13 protein-coding genes are annotated in these 15,292 nt (G+C 70.5%); 3 read left to right on the plus strand and 10 right to left on the minus strand.

Going from position 1 to position 15,292, the window contains the following annotated elements; translation table 11 throughout:
- Positions 1-5: 5 nt before the first annotated feature.
- From BM272_RS11990 to BM272_RS12000, 3 genes are read right to left on the minus strand one after another with little or no spacing between them, the layout of a single operon-like run.
- Positions 6-1,835 (minus strand): single-stranded-DNA-specific exonuclease RecJ, encoded by a 1,830-nt coding sequence (locus tag BM272_RS11990; protein WP_093429037.1) that lies wholly within the window; start codon positions 1,833-1,835, stop codon positions 6-8.
- Complete coding sequence (dinB, locus tag BM272_RS11995) at positions 1,832-2,899, minus strand: DNA polymerase IV (RefSeq protein ID WP_093429038.1); 1,068 nt, start codon at positions 2,897-2,899, stop codon at positions 1,832-1,834. The genes BM272_RS11990 and dinB overlap by 4 nt, the downstream gene beginning before the upstream one ends.
- A gap of 7 nt (positions 2,900-2,906) precedes the next feature.
- Positions 2,907-3,161, minus strand: coding sequence for a Smr/MutS family protein (locus tag BM272_RS12000; RefSeq protein ID WP_093429115.1), 255 nt, complete (start codon positions 3,159-3,161; stop codon positions 2,907-2,909).
- A gap of 312 nt (positions 3,162-3,473) precedes the next feature.
- Between BM272_RS12000 and BM272_RS12005 the strand changes: the two genes are divergently transcribed.
- The 3 genes from BM272_RS12005 to egtD are packed head-to-tail and all read left to right on the plus strand — an operon-like array spanning position 3,474 to position 6,769.
- Entirely contained in the window at positions 3,474-4,481 is a 1,008-nt protein-coding gene (locus tag BM272_RS12005; RefSeq protein WP_093429116.1) for a hydrolase, read from the plus strand.
- Between the two features lie 48 nt (positions 4,482-4,529).
- A complete protein-coding gene (gene egtB / locus BM272_RS12010) occupies positions 4,530-5,813 on the plus strand; it encodes an ergothioneine biosynthesis protein EgtB (RefSeq protein WP_093429039.1) in 1,284 nt (427 codons plus the stop codon).
- Positions 5,810-6,769 carry an L-histidine N(alpha)-methyltransferase gene (gene egtD, locus BM272_RS12015; protein WP_093429040.1) on the plus strand — a complete coding sequence of 320 codons (960 nt, stop codon included), beginning with the start codon at positions 5,810-5,812 and terminating at the stop codon, positions 6,767-6,769. The genes egtB and egtD overlap by 4 nt, the downstream gene beginning before the upstream one ends.
- A gap of 183 nt (positions 6,770-6,952) precedes the next feature.
- Here egtD and BM272_RS12020 read toward each other — a convergent pair whose 3' ends face one another.
- The 7 genes from BM272_RS12020 to infB form a co-directional block, all read right to left on the minus strand.
- Positions 6,953-7,582, minus strand: a complete 630-nt coding sequence (locus BM272_RS12020; RefSeq protein ID WP_093429041.1) for a peroxiredoxin — start codon at positions 7,580-7,582, stop codon at positions 6,953-6,955.
- A gap of 124 nt (positions 7,583-7,706) precedes the next feature.
- Complete coding sequence (locus tag BM272_RS12025; protein WP_093429042.1) at positions 7,707-8,972, minus strand: MgtC/SapB family protein; 1,266 nt, start codon at positions 8,970-8,972, stop codon at positions 7,707-7,709.
- A gap of 4 nt (positions 8,973-8,976) precedes the next feature.
- Positions 8,977-11,076 (minus strand): polyribonucleotide nucleotidyltransferase, encoded by a 2,100-nt coding sequence (gene pnp / locus BM272_RS12030; protein WP_093429043.1) that lies wholly within the window; start codon positions 11,074-11,076, stop codon positions 8,977-8,979.
- Between the two features lie 9 nt (positions 11,077-11,085).
- Positions 11,086-11,355: a 30S ribosomal protein S15 gene (gene rpsO / locus BM272_RS12035; RefSeq protein WP_093429044.1), complete on the minus strand. Its 270-nt coding sequence runs from the start codon at positions 11,353-11,355 to the stop codon at positions 11,086-11,088.
- 79 nt (positions 11,356-11,434) lie between these two features.
- Entirely contained in the window at positions 11,435-12,352 is a 918-nt protein-coding gene (truB, locus tag BM272_RS12040; protein ID WP_093429045.1) for a tRNA pseudouridine(55) synthase TruB, read from the minus strand.
- Positions 12,353-12,366: 14 nt separating this feature from the next.
- Entirely contained in the window at positions 12,367-12,756 is a 390-nt protein-coding gene (gene rbfA / locus BM272_RS12045) for a 30S ribosome-binding factor RbfA (protein ID WP_093429046.1), read from the minus strand.
- Between the two features lie 3 nt (positions 12,757-12,759).
- Positions 12,760-15,288 (minus strand): translation initiation factor IF-2, encoded by a 2,529-nt coding sequence (infB, locus tag BM272_RS12050; RefSeq protein WP_093429047.1) that lies wholly within the window; start codon positions 15,286-15,288, stop codon positions 12,760-12,762.
- Between the last annotated feature and the right edge of the window lie 4 nt (positions 15,289-15,292).

Consider the following 15,292-nt stretch of genomic DNA (forward strand, 5'->3'; position numbering starts at 1 on the left):
CTCCCTCAGGATGGGCCAGCCACACCACGATTCAACCCCACCGACTCCATGGCCCGCACCACCGCCTGGGCGTTGCGGCGGCCGCGCCACTCGTTGGCCTCCAGGGCGAAGGCCACCCGCAGGGCGTCCCCCGGCGCCGGGAGCCAGCCCTGGCCGCCGTCGGCCAGGGCACCGAAGAAGATCCCCGGTAGCTCGTCGGCCCCCTCACCGGCCAGCCACAGCCGCAGGTGGCGGCCGTCCCGCGTGGGCTCCGCCCGGGCCACCTCGAACCGACCCTCGAACACCGGGGCGGGAAAGCCGTTGCCGAAGGGGGCCAGGGCCGCCAGCTCCGCCACCGTCTCCAGGCTGCAATCCGCCGCCGGCAGTGCCCCATCGGTGGCCACCACGGGGCCGACCTCCGCCGGCAACTCCGGCCCCGCATGGGCCTCGAAGGCCTCCCGTAGCGGCCCGATCCCCTCCTCGGCCAGGGTAAGACCGGCGGCGGCGGCGTGGCCGCCAAAGGCGTGGAAGAGCCCCGGCTCGGCCTCGGCCACGGCCTGGAGGGCATCCCGCAGGTGCAACCCCGGGACGCTGCGGGCGGAACCGGCCACCATCCCGGCGTCGCGGGCGTGGGGCGAGAGGCAGATGGCTGGGCGACCGGTGGCCTCCACCAGCCGGCTGGCGACGATGCCGTGGACGCCGGCGTGGCCGTCGGGCAGGTGGACCACCAGGGTCCGGCGGCCGGCGGCGTACTGACGCCGCGCCTCGGCCAGGGCGGTGGCCAGCAGCTCCCGCTCGATGCCCTTGCGCGCCTCGTTCTCCGCCTCCACCAGCCCCGCCAGCTCCTCCAGCTCCGCCGCGGCCCGGGCCCGCAGGAGCCGTACCCCCGCCCCGGCGTGGTCCAGGCGGCCGCGGGCATTGAGGCGCGGGCCGAAGAGGAAGGCCAGATCCCCGGCATCCACCGCCCCGTCACGGCCGGCCGCCGCCTGGATGGCGGCCCAGCAGGGCCGATGGTGGCCGTTGATGAGCCGCAGGCCGGCGGTGACCACGGCGCGGTTGTTCAGGGAGCCGCCGAGGTCGACGCAATCGGCCACCGTGCCCAGGGCCACCCAGTCCAAGAGCCCGGCCAGGCGCGCCTGCCCCCCGGGATGGCCACGCTCGGCCAGCCGCGAGCGCACCCGCGCCATGAGCAGCCAGGCGACCATGACCCCGGCGATGGCGGAGTCGGGGTAGGCGCTGTCCACCCGCGCCGGGGAGACGCAGGCCAGGGCACTGGCCGGCGACCCCTCGGCTGGCAGGGCGTGGTGGTCGGTGACGATGGTCTCGATGCCGGCGGCGGCCAGGCGGGCGATCCGCGGCTCGTCCGAGGAGCCGTTGTCGGCGGTGATGATCAGGTCCGGCCGCCGGTCGGCGGCGAGGATCCGGTCGGCCAGGGGGTCGGAGAGGCCGTAGCCCTCCTCCAGGCGATGACCGATCCAGGACTGGACCCGTTCCGCCGGGTGGCCGAAGAGGTCCACCAGCGCCGCCTGCAGGACGGCGTGGGCGGTGACGCCGTCGACGTCGTGGTCGGTCTCCAGGGCGATGGTCTCCCCGGCCTCCAGGGCGGCGATGATCCGGTCGGCGGCCGCGTCGACATCCGGCAGGGTCGCCGGGTCGTCCAGCTGTTCCAGCCCCGGCGCCGACCAGCCCTCGATCCCGCCGGCGGCGGCCACGGTCTCCGGGGCCACCCCGCGTCCGGCCAGGATCCGCGCCTGTAGCGGGGTCGCCCCCACCGCCTCCAGGGCGGCCTGCTGTTCGGGATCGACGGCACGGGACCGGATGGCCGGGGGTGGCAGGGGGGTATCGGGGGCATTCATGCCGAGAAGAGCTCCAGTTGTTCCGCGTCCGGGGCCGGCTCCAGGCCGCTGGCGGTGACGCCGAGCAAGCGGACGCCGCGCGCCTCGGCCTCGGTGCGGGTGCGCAGGATACACGCCCAGTGGCCCAGGGTCGCCGCCTCCGCCGTGGGCCGCTCCAGGGTCTGGCGGCGGGTGACGGTGGTGAAGTCGGGGTAGCGCGCCTTGAGGGTCACCGTCCGCGCCACCAGCCCCCGACGGTCCAGCTGCCCGGCCACGTGGTCGGCCATGCCGGCCAGGATCCGGTCCTGCTCCGCCGGATCGGTAAGATCCCGCGGGAAGGTATCCTCCACGCCCAGGCTCTTGCGCGCCCGCTTCTCCTCCCCCACCGGCCGGTCGTCGTGGCCGTGGGCGAAGGCGTGCAGTGTGGCGCCGAACTGGCCCAGGGCGGCGGCCAGCGCCTCCAGCGGCTGTTCGCGCAGTTCCGCCACCGTCGTGATCCCCAGCTCCGCCAGGGTGCGCTCGGTGGCCGGACCGACGCCGTGGAGCCGGCGCACCGGCAGCGGTGCCAGGAAGTCGAGGACGCGATGGGGCGGCACCACGGTGAGGCCGTCGGGCTTGTCCTGGTCGGAGGCAATCTTGGCCACCAGGGGCGTGGCGGAGACGCCGATGCTCACCGTCAGCCCGGTCTCCACCCGGACCCGCTCGCGGATGGCACGGGCGACGGTGGTGGCGGAGCCGTCCGGCCCCAGGTGGTCGGTGACATCCAGCCACGCCTCGTCCAGGGAGGCGGGCTCCACCCGGTCGGTGAAATCGGCGAAGATCGCCATGATCCGCTCCGACTCCTGCCGGTAGCGCTCGATCTCCGGGCGCAGGAAGACGGCATGGGGGCAGAGCCGGCGCGCCGTGGCCGCCGGCTGGGCCGAGTGGATCCCGTAGGCGCGGGCGGCATAATTGGCGGTGGAGACCACGCCGCGCCCCTCCGGGTCGCCGCCGATGACCAGCGGGACCTCGCGCAGCGCCGGCTCGTCCCGCATGTGCACGGCGGCGAAGAAGCTGTCCATGTCACAATGGAGGATGCGGCGCACGGCGGCCTCAGAAACGGAAGTAGACGAAGAGGCGGCCGTGGTTCTTGGCGTCCTTGTCCACCCGGTGGTAGCGCGCCTTGACCTCCGGGCGGTCCAGGAACTTCAGGACGCGCTTCTTGAGCTGGCCGGAGCCCTTGCCGGGGATGATCTCCACGGTCTTGATACGCTTGGCCTCGGCATCGTCCATGGCCCGCTGGAGGGCGGATTCGATGGCCTCGCCGCGGTTGAAGATGGGGTGCAGATCGACCTTGAGCTTCGCCACGTTCGCCTCCCGTTCGGCCTCGAGTATACCCACCGCCGGGCCCGGGCGACCACCGGTGAACTTTTCCACACATCCTGTGGATAACCCTGTGGAGGTAACGTTGGAACGTGGGCTCAGCCCGCACCAGAGCGGGGCCGACGCCAATCTGGTGGATCCTTGCTCATGAATTGTAAGTTACTGATAAAAATGCAGATTCTATAAGGCACTGATGCTCCGTGGAGAAGAGACACGGCGGATAGTCAAGGCCTTGACGGCGGCCGCGAAGCTGTTGATAAGAAGACCCTGAAACCGATATCGGGAGTAGCCTTGCCCCTGGAAACGAGCCCCTTTCGCCCGGCCTGGTGGCTCCCCGGCCCCCACGCCCAGACCCTGTGGCCCCACCTCTGCCGGCCCCGACCGCGGGTGGCCACCCGCCCCGAGCGGGTGGAGCTGGATGATGGCGACTTCATCGACCTGGCCCACGGGGATGGTCCGGCAGCGGCCCCCCGGGTCCTGCTCCTGCACGGGCTGGAGGGCTCCCTGCGCTCCCAGTACGCCCGCGGCATGATGGCCGCCCTGAGCCGGAGCGGCCTGCGCCCGGTCTTCATGCACTGGCGGGGCTGCAGCGGCGAGCCCAACCGCCTGCCGCGGAGCTACCACTCCGGCGCCACCGACGACATCGCCCGGGTGGTGGCCCACCTGCGCGCCCGGGAGCCCGAGACCCCCCTGGCGGCCATCGGCTGGTCCCTGGGCGGCAATGCCCTGCTCAAGTGGCTGGGGGAAACCGGCTCTGCCAACCCCCTGGCGGCCGCGGCCGCCATCTCCGTGCCCTTCCGCCTGGAGCGGGCGGCCGCCCGCATGGATCGCGGCTTCTCCCGGCTCTACCAGTGGCGCCTGGTGGGGGAGCTGCGGCGCAGCCTGGAGGCCAAGCGCCGGCTCCGGGGGCTCGAGCTCCCGGAGCCGCTCCGGGGCGGCTTCCGCGCCTTCGACGACGCCGTCACGGCCCCCCTGCACGGCTACCGGGATGCCAACGACTACTACGCCCGGGCCAGCAGCCGGCCCTGGCTGGGCCGGATCACCGTCCCGACCCGGATCCTCCACGCCCTGGATGACCCCTTCATGGACCCCGGCGCCATCCCCACGGCCCGGGAGCTACCGCCCGCCGTCACCCTGGAACTCGCCCGCCGCGGCGGCCACGTCGGTTTCGTGGAGGGCGCCCTCCCCGGCCGTCCCCAGTACTATGCCGAGCACCGCATCCCGGCCTGGTTGAAAGGACAGCTTTCGCTACAAGACCCCGACAGCGCGGCGTTGAAAGCGGGCTACCCTTGTAGCAGCATCTAACGGGAACCACCCACGCCCACGGTCCACCCGAACAGCAACGGAACCGCCATGACCGCACAGCCCCAGCCCGTGGAGGTCGCCGGTAGCGACCGCGACACCCTGGCCGAGCGCTATCGCCGGGTTCGCGCCGACTCCGAGGCCATCTGCGCCCCCCTGGAAATCGAGGACCACTGCATCCAGACCATGCCCGACGTGAGCCCGCCCAAGTGGCATCTGGCCCACGTGAGCTGGTTCTTCGAGACCTTCCTCCTGCGGCCCTTTGCCGCGGACTACCGGCTCTTCCATCCGGGGTTCGACCACCTCTTCAACTCCTACTACGAGACGGTGGGAAGCCCCTATCCCCGGCCGGAACGCGGGCTTCTGGCACGGCCCACCGTGGCCGAGGTGATGCGCTACCGGGCCTGGGTGGACGCCGCCATGGAGGGCCTCCTCGCCGAGGCCGACGAGGGGCGGCTGCCCGAGATCGCCCGCCGGGTGGAGCTGGGCCTGCAGCACGAGCAGCAGCACCAGGAGCTGCTCTATACCGACATCAAGCACATCTTCGCCCACAACCCCCTGCGGCCGGCCTACGCCGCCGCGCCAGCGCGACCGGACCGCCCCGCCCCGGCCCTGACGTGGCACGAGGGCGCCGAGGAGATCCACGAGATCGGCCATGGCGGCGACGGCTTCGCCTACGACAACGAGACGCCGCGCCACCGCACCCTCCTTCACGGCCACCGGCTGGCCAGCCGGCCGGTGACCAACGGCGAATTCCTGGCCTTCATCGCCGACGACGGCTACCGCCGACCGGAGCTGTGGCTGGCCGACGGCTGGGCCACCGTGAATCAGCTGGGCTGGGAGGCCCCCCTCTACTGGGAGCGCATCGACGGCCAGTGGCAGACCATGACCCTGGCCGGCCCGGAGCCGGTGGACGAGCACGCCCCGGTGACCCACATCAGCTTCTACGAGGCCGACGCCTACGCCCGCTGGGCCGGCAAGCGGCTCCCCAGCGAGGCGGAGTGGGAGGTGGCGGCCGCGGCGCGGCCGGTGAGCGGCCACTTCCGCGACTCCGGCCAGCTCCAGCCGGTGGCCGCTCCCGCCGGCGAGGGCCTGGTGCAGCTCTACGGCGACGTCTGGGAGTGGACCGCCTCCCCCTACGCCCCCTACCCCGGCTTCCGGCCCCTGGAGGGCTCCATGGGCGAGTACAACGGCAAGTTCATGTGCAACCAGATGGTCCTGCGCGGCGGCTCCTGCGTCTCCCCCGCCGACCATCTGCGTGCCACCTACCGGAACTTCTTCTACCCCCACGAGCGCTGGCAGTTCACCGGCCTGCGCCTGGCGGAGGACCTATGAACGAGACCGCTCACGACCTCGGGCCGGCCGACGATGCCGGCCGCGCCGAACTCCTGGAGGCTGCCCTGGCGGGCCTGCGCGCCCGCCCTCGCGGCCTCTCGCCCAAGTTCTTCTACGACGAGCGCGGCTCGCGGCTGTTCGACGCCATCTGCGAGCAGCCGGAGTACTACCCCACCCGCACCGAGATGGCCATCCTGGAGACCATCCGCGCGGAGGTCGCCGAGCTGGCCGGCCGCGACACCCTGCTGGTGGAGATGGGCGCCGGCGCCGCGCGCAAGGTCCGGCTCCTGCTGGACGCCCTGGAGCCGGCGGGCTACCTGGGCGCCGATATCTCCTGGGACTTCCTGCGCGAGTGCACCGAACGGCTGGCCGCCGACTACCCGTGGCTGGACGTCCGGGCCGCCTGCGTGGACTACTCCCGGGACTTCGACCTGCCCCTGGACCCCGGCGGCCCGAGGCCGCTGGCCTTCTTCCCCGGCTCGAGCATCGGCAACTTCCACCCGGAGGAGGCGCGGGCGGTCCTCGCCCGCCTGGCCGCCGCCCTGGGCACCGGGGCGGGCCTGCTCATCGGCGTCGACCTCAAGAAGGACCCCGCCATCCTGAACGCCGCCTACAACGACGCCGCCGGGGTCACCGCCGCCTTCAACCACAACCTGCTGCTGCGGTTGCGGGAGGAGTTGGGCGCCGAGCTGGACCCCGACGGCTTCGCCCACCGCGCCTTCTACAACCCGGACGCCGGCCGGGTGGAGATGCACCTGGCCAGCCAGGGCCCCCAGCGCATCGAGCTGGGTGGGGAGCTCTTCGAGTTCGAGGACGGCGAGACCATCCACACGGAGTGCTCCTACAAGTACACCGTGGAGGAGTTCCAGGACCTGGGGCGCTCCGCCGGCTTCGCCCCCCGCCGGGTCTGGACCGACCCGGAGGAGCTGTTCAGCGTCCACTATCTCACCACGTAGCGGGGGCCCTGAACGAAACCTGCGGGCGGTGCGTTTCCCTGCTGCCAGGTGGTCGGCAGCAGGGAAACGCACCGCCCGCCCTTGAAAATGCAAGAGGCCCCGCCAGACCAGAGCTGGCGGGGCCTCTTTCGGTGCGATGGTGCCCCTGAAGCCGGTCCAGCGGACCGGCTCCGGACTGCGCGCCTACTTGATCTCGGTCAGCCGCAGATAGGACTTGAGCTCCTCGAAGCCCTGCGGGAACTTCTGCTGGGCCTCCTCGTTACTCAGCGTGGGCGGGATGATGACCTTGTCGCCCTTTTGCCAGTCGGCCCCCGTGACAACGCCGTTGGCGTCGCCCAGCTGCAGGGAGTCGATGACCCGCAGGATCTCGTCGAAGTTGCGGCCCACCTGCATGGGGTAGGTCATCATCAGCCGGATCTTCTTGTTCGGGTCGATGATGTAGACCGAGCGCACCGCCGCCGTGCTGCTCTCGCCGGGGTGAATCATCTCGTAGAGCTCCGAGATCTTCTTGTCGGCGTCGGCAACGATGGGGAACTGCAGGTCGGTGTTCTGGGTCTCGTTGACGTCCGAGATCCACTTATTGTGCTCCTCCACGGTGTCCGTGGAGAGGCCCAGCGGCTTGGTATTGCGCGCCTCGAACTCCTTGGCCAGCTGGGCCGTACGGCCCATCTCGGTGGTGCACACCGGCGTGAAGTCCGCCGGATGGCTGAAGAAGAAGCACCAGGAATCGCCGATCCAGTCGTGGAACTTGATCCTGCCCTGCGTGGAGTCGATCTCGAAGTCCGGTGCGGTGTCACCCAGATGAAGTGCCATTGAATGCTCCCTCTTGCTTGGTCCGTAAGTGTTCAGGTCTGCGGCGGGCGGCCATTCCCCCGCCGTTCCTCAATCAGTTTGGAACGAGTCTAAATTTTTTCAAGGGGGAGCAACGAGACTTTGCCTAGATCAGGAACAACCCGGCCAGACCGGCGATGGCCATGGCCGCGAAAGGCACCGCCACGCGCCGACCCAGCGCCGCGCCGCCCACCGCCGCCGCCATGGCTCCCTTTACCACGGTATTCACCAGGGCCGCCAGGAGCATGGCCCGTACCGCCACCTCGCCGGACAGGTCCTCCCGCGCCATCCCGGCCAGGGAGAGGGTGATGGCATCCACGTCCGCGATGCCGGAGGCGGCCGCCAGGGCGTAGAGCCCGGCGTCCCCCAGCCACCGCCGGGCCGCCTCGGCGAGCAGGGTGACAGCGGCGAGGAGTCCGGCGAACTGCAGGGCCGGGCCGAGTTCCATGGGATTGGTCAGTCGCGGCGCCTCGCCCGGCACACTATCGCCCCGGCGCCGCCACCAGAGCCAGACTGCCCCGGCCACCCCGGCAGCGGTCACCAGCCCCAGGGGCAGCGCCGCCTGCCAGAGCAGGCCGGGATGGACGATCCCGATCTCCACCGCCATCCGGGGGAACATGGTGGTGCAGGCGATGACGATGGCCCCCGCCGCCACCGTGTAGAGCCCTTCGCCACGCGGGGCGATCCGGGAAAGCTGGAGCGTCACCGCCGTCGAGGAGACCACTCCCCCCAGCAGGCCGGTGACCAGGAGTCCCCGTCCCGGCCCCACCACCCGCATGGCGACGTAGCCGGCGAAGCCGAGGCCGGCGATGAGGACCACCAGCCACCAGAGGTTGTAGGGATTGAGGGAACCCCACGGACCGTAGCCCTGATCCGGGAGCAGGGGGAGCAGGACCACGGAGATCACCAGCAGCTTCAGCGCCGCGTGGAGCTCGCGGTCCTCCAGCCGGCGGAGCCAGCCGTGGAGGGTCGGCTTCAGGGAGAGCAGGACCGTGGTGACCACCGCCCCGGCTGCGGCCTCGACAGGCCGCCCCAGGGCCGCCAGCGCCCCCAGGAGGAAGACCACCAGGGCCGCCACCAGGGTGGTGGCGCCGGCGTCGGCATAGCGCTGCCAGCGCTGCTGAAGGGCGAAGCCGAGGAACAGGGCCACGGCCAGGAAGGCGAGGCCAAGGAGGACGGGCGCGTCCAGGGAGTCGACCAGGAGGCCGGTAAGGCCGCCCAGGAGTCCGGTGAGGGCGAAGGTCCGGATCCCGGCGGTCCGGGCCCCCTCCTCCGACTCCCGGGCCTGCCAGCCGCGCTCGATGCCGACCAGCAGCCCGAGGAAGACGGCGAGCCCCAGCCCGGGGAGTGCGCCGAGCCCCTCCGGGCCCACGCCGTTACTCCTTGCCCACCGCCTTCATGGACAGCCGGATGCGGCCCTGGTTGTCCACCTCCAGGACCTTCACCTGGACGTTCTCCCCCTCGCTGAGCTTGTCGTTGACGTCCTGGACGCGCTCATCGGAGATCTGGGAGATGTGGACCAGGCCGTCCCGGCCCGGGAGGATGGTCACGAAGGCGCCGAAGTCCATGATCTTGGCGACCCGGCCCTCGTAGACCTTGCCCACCTCCACCTCGGCGGTGAGCTCCTCGATCCGGCGGCGCGCCTCCTCGGCGGCATCGCGCTCGGTGGAGGCGATCCGGACCGTGCCGTCGTCATCCACCTCCACGTTGGCCCCGGTCTCCTCGGTGATGCCGCGGATGACCGACCCGCCCTTGCCGATGACATCCCGGATCCGGGCCGGATTGATGTGCATGGTGATGTAGCGCGGGGCGTGGGAGGACATGTCCTGGCGCGGGGCCGCGAGGACGGCATTCATCTCGCCGAGGATATGGAGGCGCCCGGAACGGGCCTGCTCCAGGGCCGATTCCATGATGGCCTCGGTGATGCCGTCGATCTTGATGTCCATCTGCAGGGCGGTGACGCCCTCGTTGGTGCCGGCGACCTTGAAGTCCATGTCGCCCAGGTGGTCCTCGTCCCCCAGGATGTCGGAGATGACGGCGTGGTCCTCTCCCTCCTTGATGAGGCCCATGGCGATCCCGGCTACCGGTGCCTTGACCGGGACGCCGGCATCCATGAGCGAAAGCGAGGTGCCGCAGACGCTGGCCATGGAGCTGGAGCCGTTGGACTCGGTGATCTCCGAGACTACCCGGATGGAATAGGGGAAGTCGTCCTGCTTCGGCAGCACAGCGCTCACCCCGCGCCGTGCCAGGCGGCCGTGGCCGATCTCCCGGCGCTTGGGGCTGCCGACGAAGCCGGTCTCCCCGACGCAGTAGGGGGGGAAGTTGTAGTGGAGCATGAAGTTGTCTTCATACTTCCCCTCCAGGGCATCGATGGTCTGCGCATCCCGGCTGGTGCCAAGCGTGGTGACCACCATGGCCTGGGTCTCGCCCCGCGTGAACAGGGCCGAGCCGTGGGTCCGCGGCAGCAGGCCCGTGCGAATGGTGATGGGCCGTACACCGGTGAGGTCGCGCCCGTCGATGCGGGGCTCACCGGCTAGGATCCGGCCCCGGACCAGCCGCTTCTCCAGCGCCCCCAGGGCCTCCTTCACCGCCCCGGCCTCATGGCCCTCGTCGCCGTCGCCGGCGAGTTCGTCCACCACGGCGGCGCGAACCTCGCGCAGCCGGGCCGAGCGCTCCTGCTTGTCCGCCAGGCCGTAGGCCTCGGCAAGCCGCGCTTCGGCGGCGCTGGCCACGGCCCGGTCGAGATCGGTATCCCGTTCCGCCGGCTGCCAGTCCCAGGCCGGGCGCCCCGCCTCGGCGGCCAGTTCGCGGATGGCCTCGATCACCGGCTGCATGGCGCGGTGGCCGAACATCACCGCCCCGAGCATGGTCTCCTCGGAGAGCTCGGAGGCCTCAGATTCCACCATCAGCACGGCGCTGTCCGTCCCCGCCACCACCAGGTCGAGGTCCGACTCCTCCAGGGCGGAGAAGGCCGGATTGAGCTGGTACTCGCCGTTGCTATAGCCCACCCGAGCGGCGCCGATGGGCCCCTGGAAGGGGAGCCCGGAGAGCGCCAGCGCGGCGGAGGCGCCGATGAGCGAGGGGATGTCCGGGTCCACCTCCGGGTCTAGGGAGATCACCGTGGCGATGACCTGGACCTCGTGGGTGAAGCCGTCCGGGAAGAGCGGCCGGATGGGGCGGTCGATGAGCCGGGAGGTCAGCGTCTCCTTCTCGCTGGGCCGGCCCTCTCGACGAAAAAAGCCGCCGGGGATGCGCCCGGCGGCATAGGTCCGCTCCTGGTAATTGACCGTCAGCGGGAAGAAGTCCCGGCCGGGGTCGGCCTCGGGTCGTCCCACCGCGGTGACCAGGACGACGGTGTCTCCCATGGAGACCATGACGGCACCGTCGGCCTGGCGGGCGACCTCGCCGGTCTCGAGGACCAGGTCGTGGTCGCCATAGCGGATCTCCCTGCGCACGGACTGGGGGGCTTCGCTCATGGCGGGCGCTTAGCGGCGCAGGCCCAGGCGCTGAATCAGGTTGCGATAGCGCTCGACGTCCTGCCGACGCAGGTAGTCCAGCAGGCGCCGGCGCTTGCTGACCATCTTGAGCAGACCGCGGCGGGAATGGTGATCCTTGTGATGGGTCTTGAAGTGCGAGGAGAGCTCCTCGATGCGCGAGGTCAGAAGCGCAACCTGGACCTCGGTGGACCCGGTATCCGCTTCGCCCTGTCCGAATTCACGGACGATCTCGCTCTTCTTTTCGGCACTCAGAGACATGATGTGACGCCACTCCCGATGGAATTCGCTGTTCGTAAAGCCTGTGGATCATACCGGGCCCGGCCGGACCCGACAAGGTTCAGGCCGCGTTCAAAAGCCGCTTGGGCGCCACGCGCCCATCGTCGAGGACACAGCCGATGCCCAGGAAGGCCTGTTCCCCCTCGAAGAGGCGGACCCAGCCGTCCACGGGCGCATTGGGGACCATGACCGCCTGGCCCTGCCGGATGTACCGGGCCGAGGTGGCCGACAGGCGCACCTCCGGCCAGTCCTCGAGGCCGGTCTCCGCCGGCAGCAACCGTGCGTCCAGCGCCTCCAGCCCCTGCTCGGCGGTCTCCCGCAGGGACTCCAGGGTCACCGCCTGGTCCAGCCGGAAGGGGCCCGCCCGGGTGCGCTGAAGCGCCTCCAGGTGGCCCACGGTCCCAAGCTCGGCGGCGATCTCCTCGGCCAGGGTCCGCACGTAGGTTCCCTTGCTGCACTGCACATCCAGGACCACGGCCCCCTCCTCCAGCCCCAGGAGGGTCAGGCCGTGGATGGTGATGGAGCGGGGCTTGCGCTCCACCTCCTCCCCCTCGCGGGCGAGCTTGTAGAGCGGCTGTCCGCCCTGCTTGACCGCGGAGTACATGGGCGGGATCTGCTCGATGGTCCCGGTGAATCGCTCCAGCACGGCCTCGACCGTCGCCGTGTCCAGGTTCGGGACCGGCGCGGTCTCCACCACCTGGCCCTCGGCATCCCCGGTGTCGGTCCGGCTCCCGAGCCGGATCGTTCCGCGGTAGCCCTTGTCGGCGTCCAGGAGGAAGGCCGAGACCTTCGTCGCTTCGCCCAGGCAGATGGGCAGGACGCCCGTCGCCATGGGGTCCAGGTTTCCGGTGTGGCCGGCCTTGCGGGCATCAAAGAGCCGCCGGACCTCCTGCAGGGCCTGGTTGGAGCCATACCCCTTCGGCTTGTCCAGGACCACGATGCCGGTGATATCCCGGCCCTTCTTGCGGGAACGCCCCACGTACTACCTCCGGTTCAGGACTGTTCGTCGGGCTCATCGTCATCGCCGCGATCACGGGAGACCGCATCGTCGATGACGCGTGAGAGGTGGGCAGCACGGTCGAAGCTGGTGTCGGCGCGGAAGCGCAGTTCCGGGATGCGGCGGGCATGTAGGCGCCGGCCGAGCTCGCGGCGCAGGAAGCCGGCGGCCCCGGAGAGGGCCTCCACGGCCTCCTCGATGGCCTCGGCCTCACCGCCGAGACGGGCGATGTAGACCCGGGCATTGCGCATGTCCGGGGACACGTCCACCTCGGAGATGGTCACGCCCTCGGCACGGGGATCCTTGACCTGGGTGCGCACGAGATCGGCCAGCTCCCGCTGGAGCTGGTCGCCCATGCGCCGGTTACGACCGTATTCACGCGCCATGGGTCAGAGGCTGCGCTCGACCTCGACGCGGTGGTAGACCTCGATCTGGTCCCCTTCGCGCACGTCGTTGTAGTTCTTGACGCCGATCCCGCACTCCATACCCTGCCGGACCTCGTTGACGTCCTCCTTGTAGCGGCGCAGCGATTCCAGCTGGCCCTCGTAGATGACGACGTTCTCGCGCAGGACGCGGATGGGGTTCTGACGGCGAACCACGCCCTCCGTAACCATGCAGCCGGCGATGGCGCCGAACTTGGGCGACCGGAAGACATCGCGCACCTCGGCGGTGCCGACGATCTCCTCCTTGACCTCGGGGGAGAGCATGCCGGACATGGCCCGCTTGACCTCGTCCACCAGGTCGTAGATGACGCTGTAGTAGTGGAGGTCGACGCCCTCTTCCTGGACCAGCTTCTTGGCCGAGGCATCCGCACGGACATTGAAGCCGATGACGATGGCCTCGGAGGCCAGCGCCAGGTTCACGTCGGATTCGGTCACCGCGCCCACGCCGGAGGAGACGATCTTGGCCTGGGCCTCCTCGCCGGAGAGCTTCTGCACCGCATCGACGATGGCCTCCACCGAGCCCTGGACGTCCGCCTTCACCACCAGGTTGAGGGTCGGGACCTCGCCCTCCTTCATGTTGGTGAAGAGGTTCTCCAGCTTGGCGGCCTGCTGGCGCGCCAGCTTGTGCTCGCGCTCGCGGGCCTGACGGCCCTCGGCCACCTCGCGCGCCTTGCGCTCGTCCTCCACCGCGATGACCTCGTCACCGGAGGTGGGCGTACCGGAGAGGCCCAGGACCTCCACCGGCATGGAGGGACCGGCCTTGTCGATATTCTCGCCGGCCTCGTTGAGCATGGCGCGAACGCGGCCGTACTCATTGCCGGCGAGGATGACGTCGCCCCGGTTCAGCGTCCCGGACTGGACCAGGATGTCGGCCACCGGACCGCGGCCCTTGTCCAGACGGGACTCGATGACGAGCCCGCGGGCCGGGCCATCGGCCACCGCGGAGAGTTCCATGACCTCGGCCTGCAGGAGCAGGGAGTCCAGGAGGTCCTCCACACCCTGACCGTCGAGAGCGGAGACGTGGACGAACATGGTCTCGCCGCCCCAGTCCTCGGGGATGACATCCATCTGGGCCAGGTCGTTCTTCACCCGGTCCGGATCGGCGCCCTCCTTGTCGATCTTGTTGACGGCCACGATGATCGGGACACCGCCGGCCCGGGCGTGCTCGATGGCCTCCTTGGTCTGAGGCATGACGCCGTCGTCCGCGGCAACCACCACGACGACGATATCCGTCGCGTCCGCACCGCGTGCACGCATGGCCGTAAAGGCCTCGTGGCCCGGGGTGTCCAGGAAGGTAACCATGCCGCGATCGGTCTCGACGTGGTAGGCGCCGATGTGCTGGGTAATACCCCCCGCCTCACCGGAGGCCACCTTGGTGCGGCGGATGTAATCGAGCAGCGAGGTCTTGCCGTGGTCGACGTGGCCCATGACGGTGACCACCGGCGCCCGGTGGACCTGCTCGCCCTCGGCCTGGCTGGCCTCCGCGAGCAGGGACTCCTCGAGCTCGTTCTCCTTGACCAGCTTGGGCTTGTGGCCCATCTCCTCGACCACCAGGTAGGCGGTATCCTGGTCCAGAGACTGGTTGATGGTCACCATGTTGCCCATCTTCATCATGAACTTGATGACCTCGGCCGCCTTGACCGACATGCGCTGGGCCAGGTCGCCCACGGTAATGGTCTCGGGGATCTCCACTTCACGGATGACCGGCTTGCTGGGCTTCTCGAAGCCGTGCTCGGTCGACTCCTCGCGGCCACCGCGGCGGCCACCCTTGCGGCGACCACCCTTCTGATTCTGCTGGGTGCGGCCCTTCGCGGCCTTGCCACCCTTGCCGCCCTTTCCGGGCTTGCCACTGCCGGTGTTCTCCAGCGGCTTCTCCTTCTCGGCCTCGCGCCGCTCGCGCTCTTCCTCGGCACGCCGCTCCGCCTCCTTGCGCGCCTCTTCCTCCTTGCGGCGGGCCTCTTCCTCCGCCTGACGCTGGATCTCCTCCGGGGTCAGCTGCGGCTCGGCCGGCTCTTCCGGAGCCTCCTCGGCGGTTTCGGCCGGGGCCTCCTCCGGCTCGGGGGTCTCGGCCGCGGCGCGCTCGGCCTCCTCGGCCTCGCGCCGCTTGCGCTCCTCTTCCTCCGCCTTCGCGCGCTCGGCCTCCTCGGCCTCGCGCTTCTGCTGCTCCTCTTCCTCGATGGCGGAGCGCTTGACGTAGGTGCGCTTCTTGCGGACCTCGACGGTCACGCCCTTGCCGCCACCCTGGCGCAGCTCGCTGGTCTTCTTGCGCTTGAGGGTGACCTTCCGTGGCGTACCGTCGGACTCCTCCCCCTCCCGCTTGGAGCGAAGATGGGTCAGGAGCTTGCCCTTGTCCTCCTCGCTGACCGTGTCTTCCGCGCTACGGGCCTCGATGCCGGCGGCCTCGAACTGCTCCAGGAGCTGGTCCACCGGGACGCCGACCTGCTGGGCGAAATCTTTGACGGTCATTTCCGACATGCAC

This window comes from Thiohalospira halophila DSM 15071, assembly GCF_900112605.1.
Lineage (GTDB): Bacteria > Pseudomonadota > Gammaproteobacteria > Thiohalospirales > Thiohalospiraceae > Thiohalospira > Thiohalospira halophila.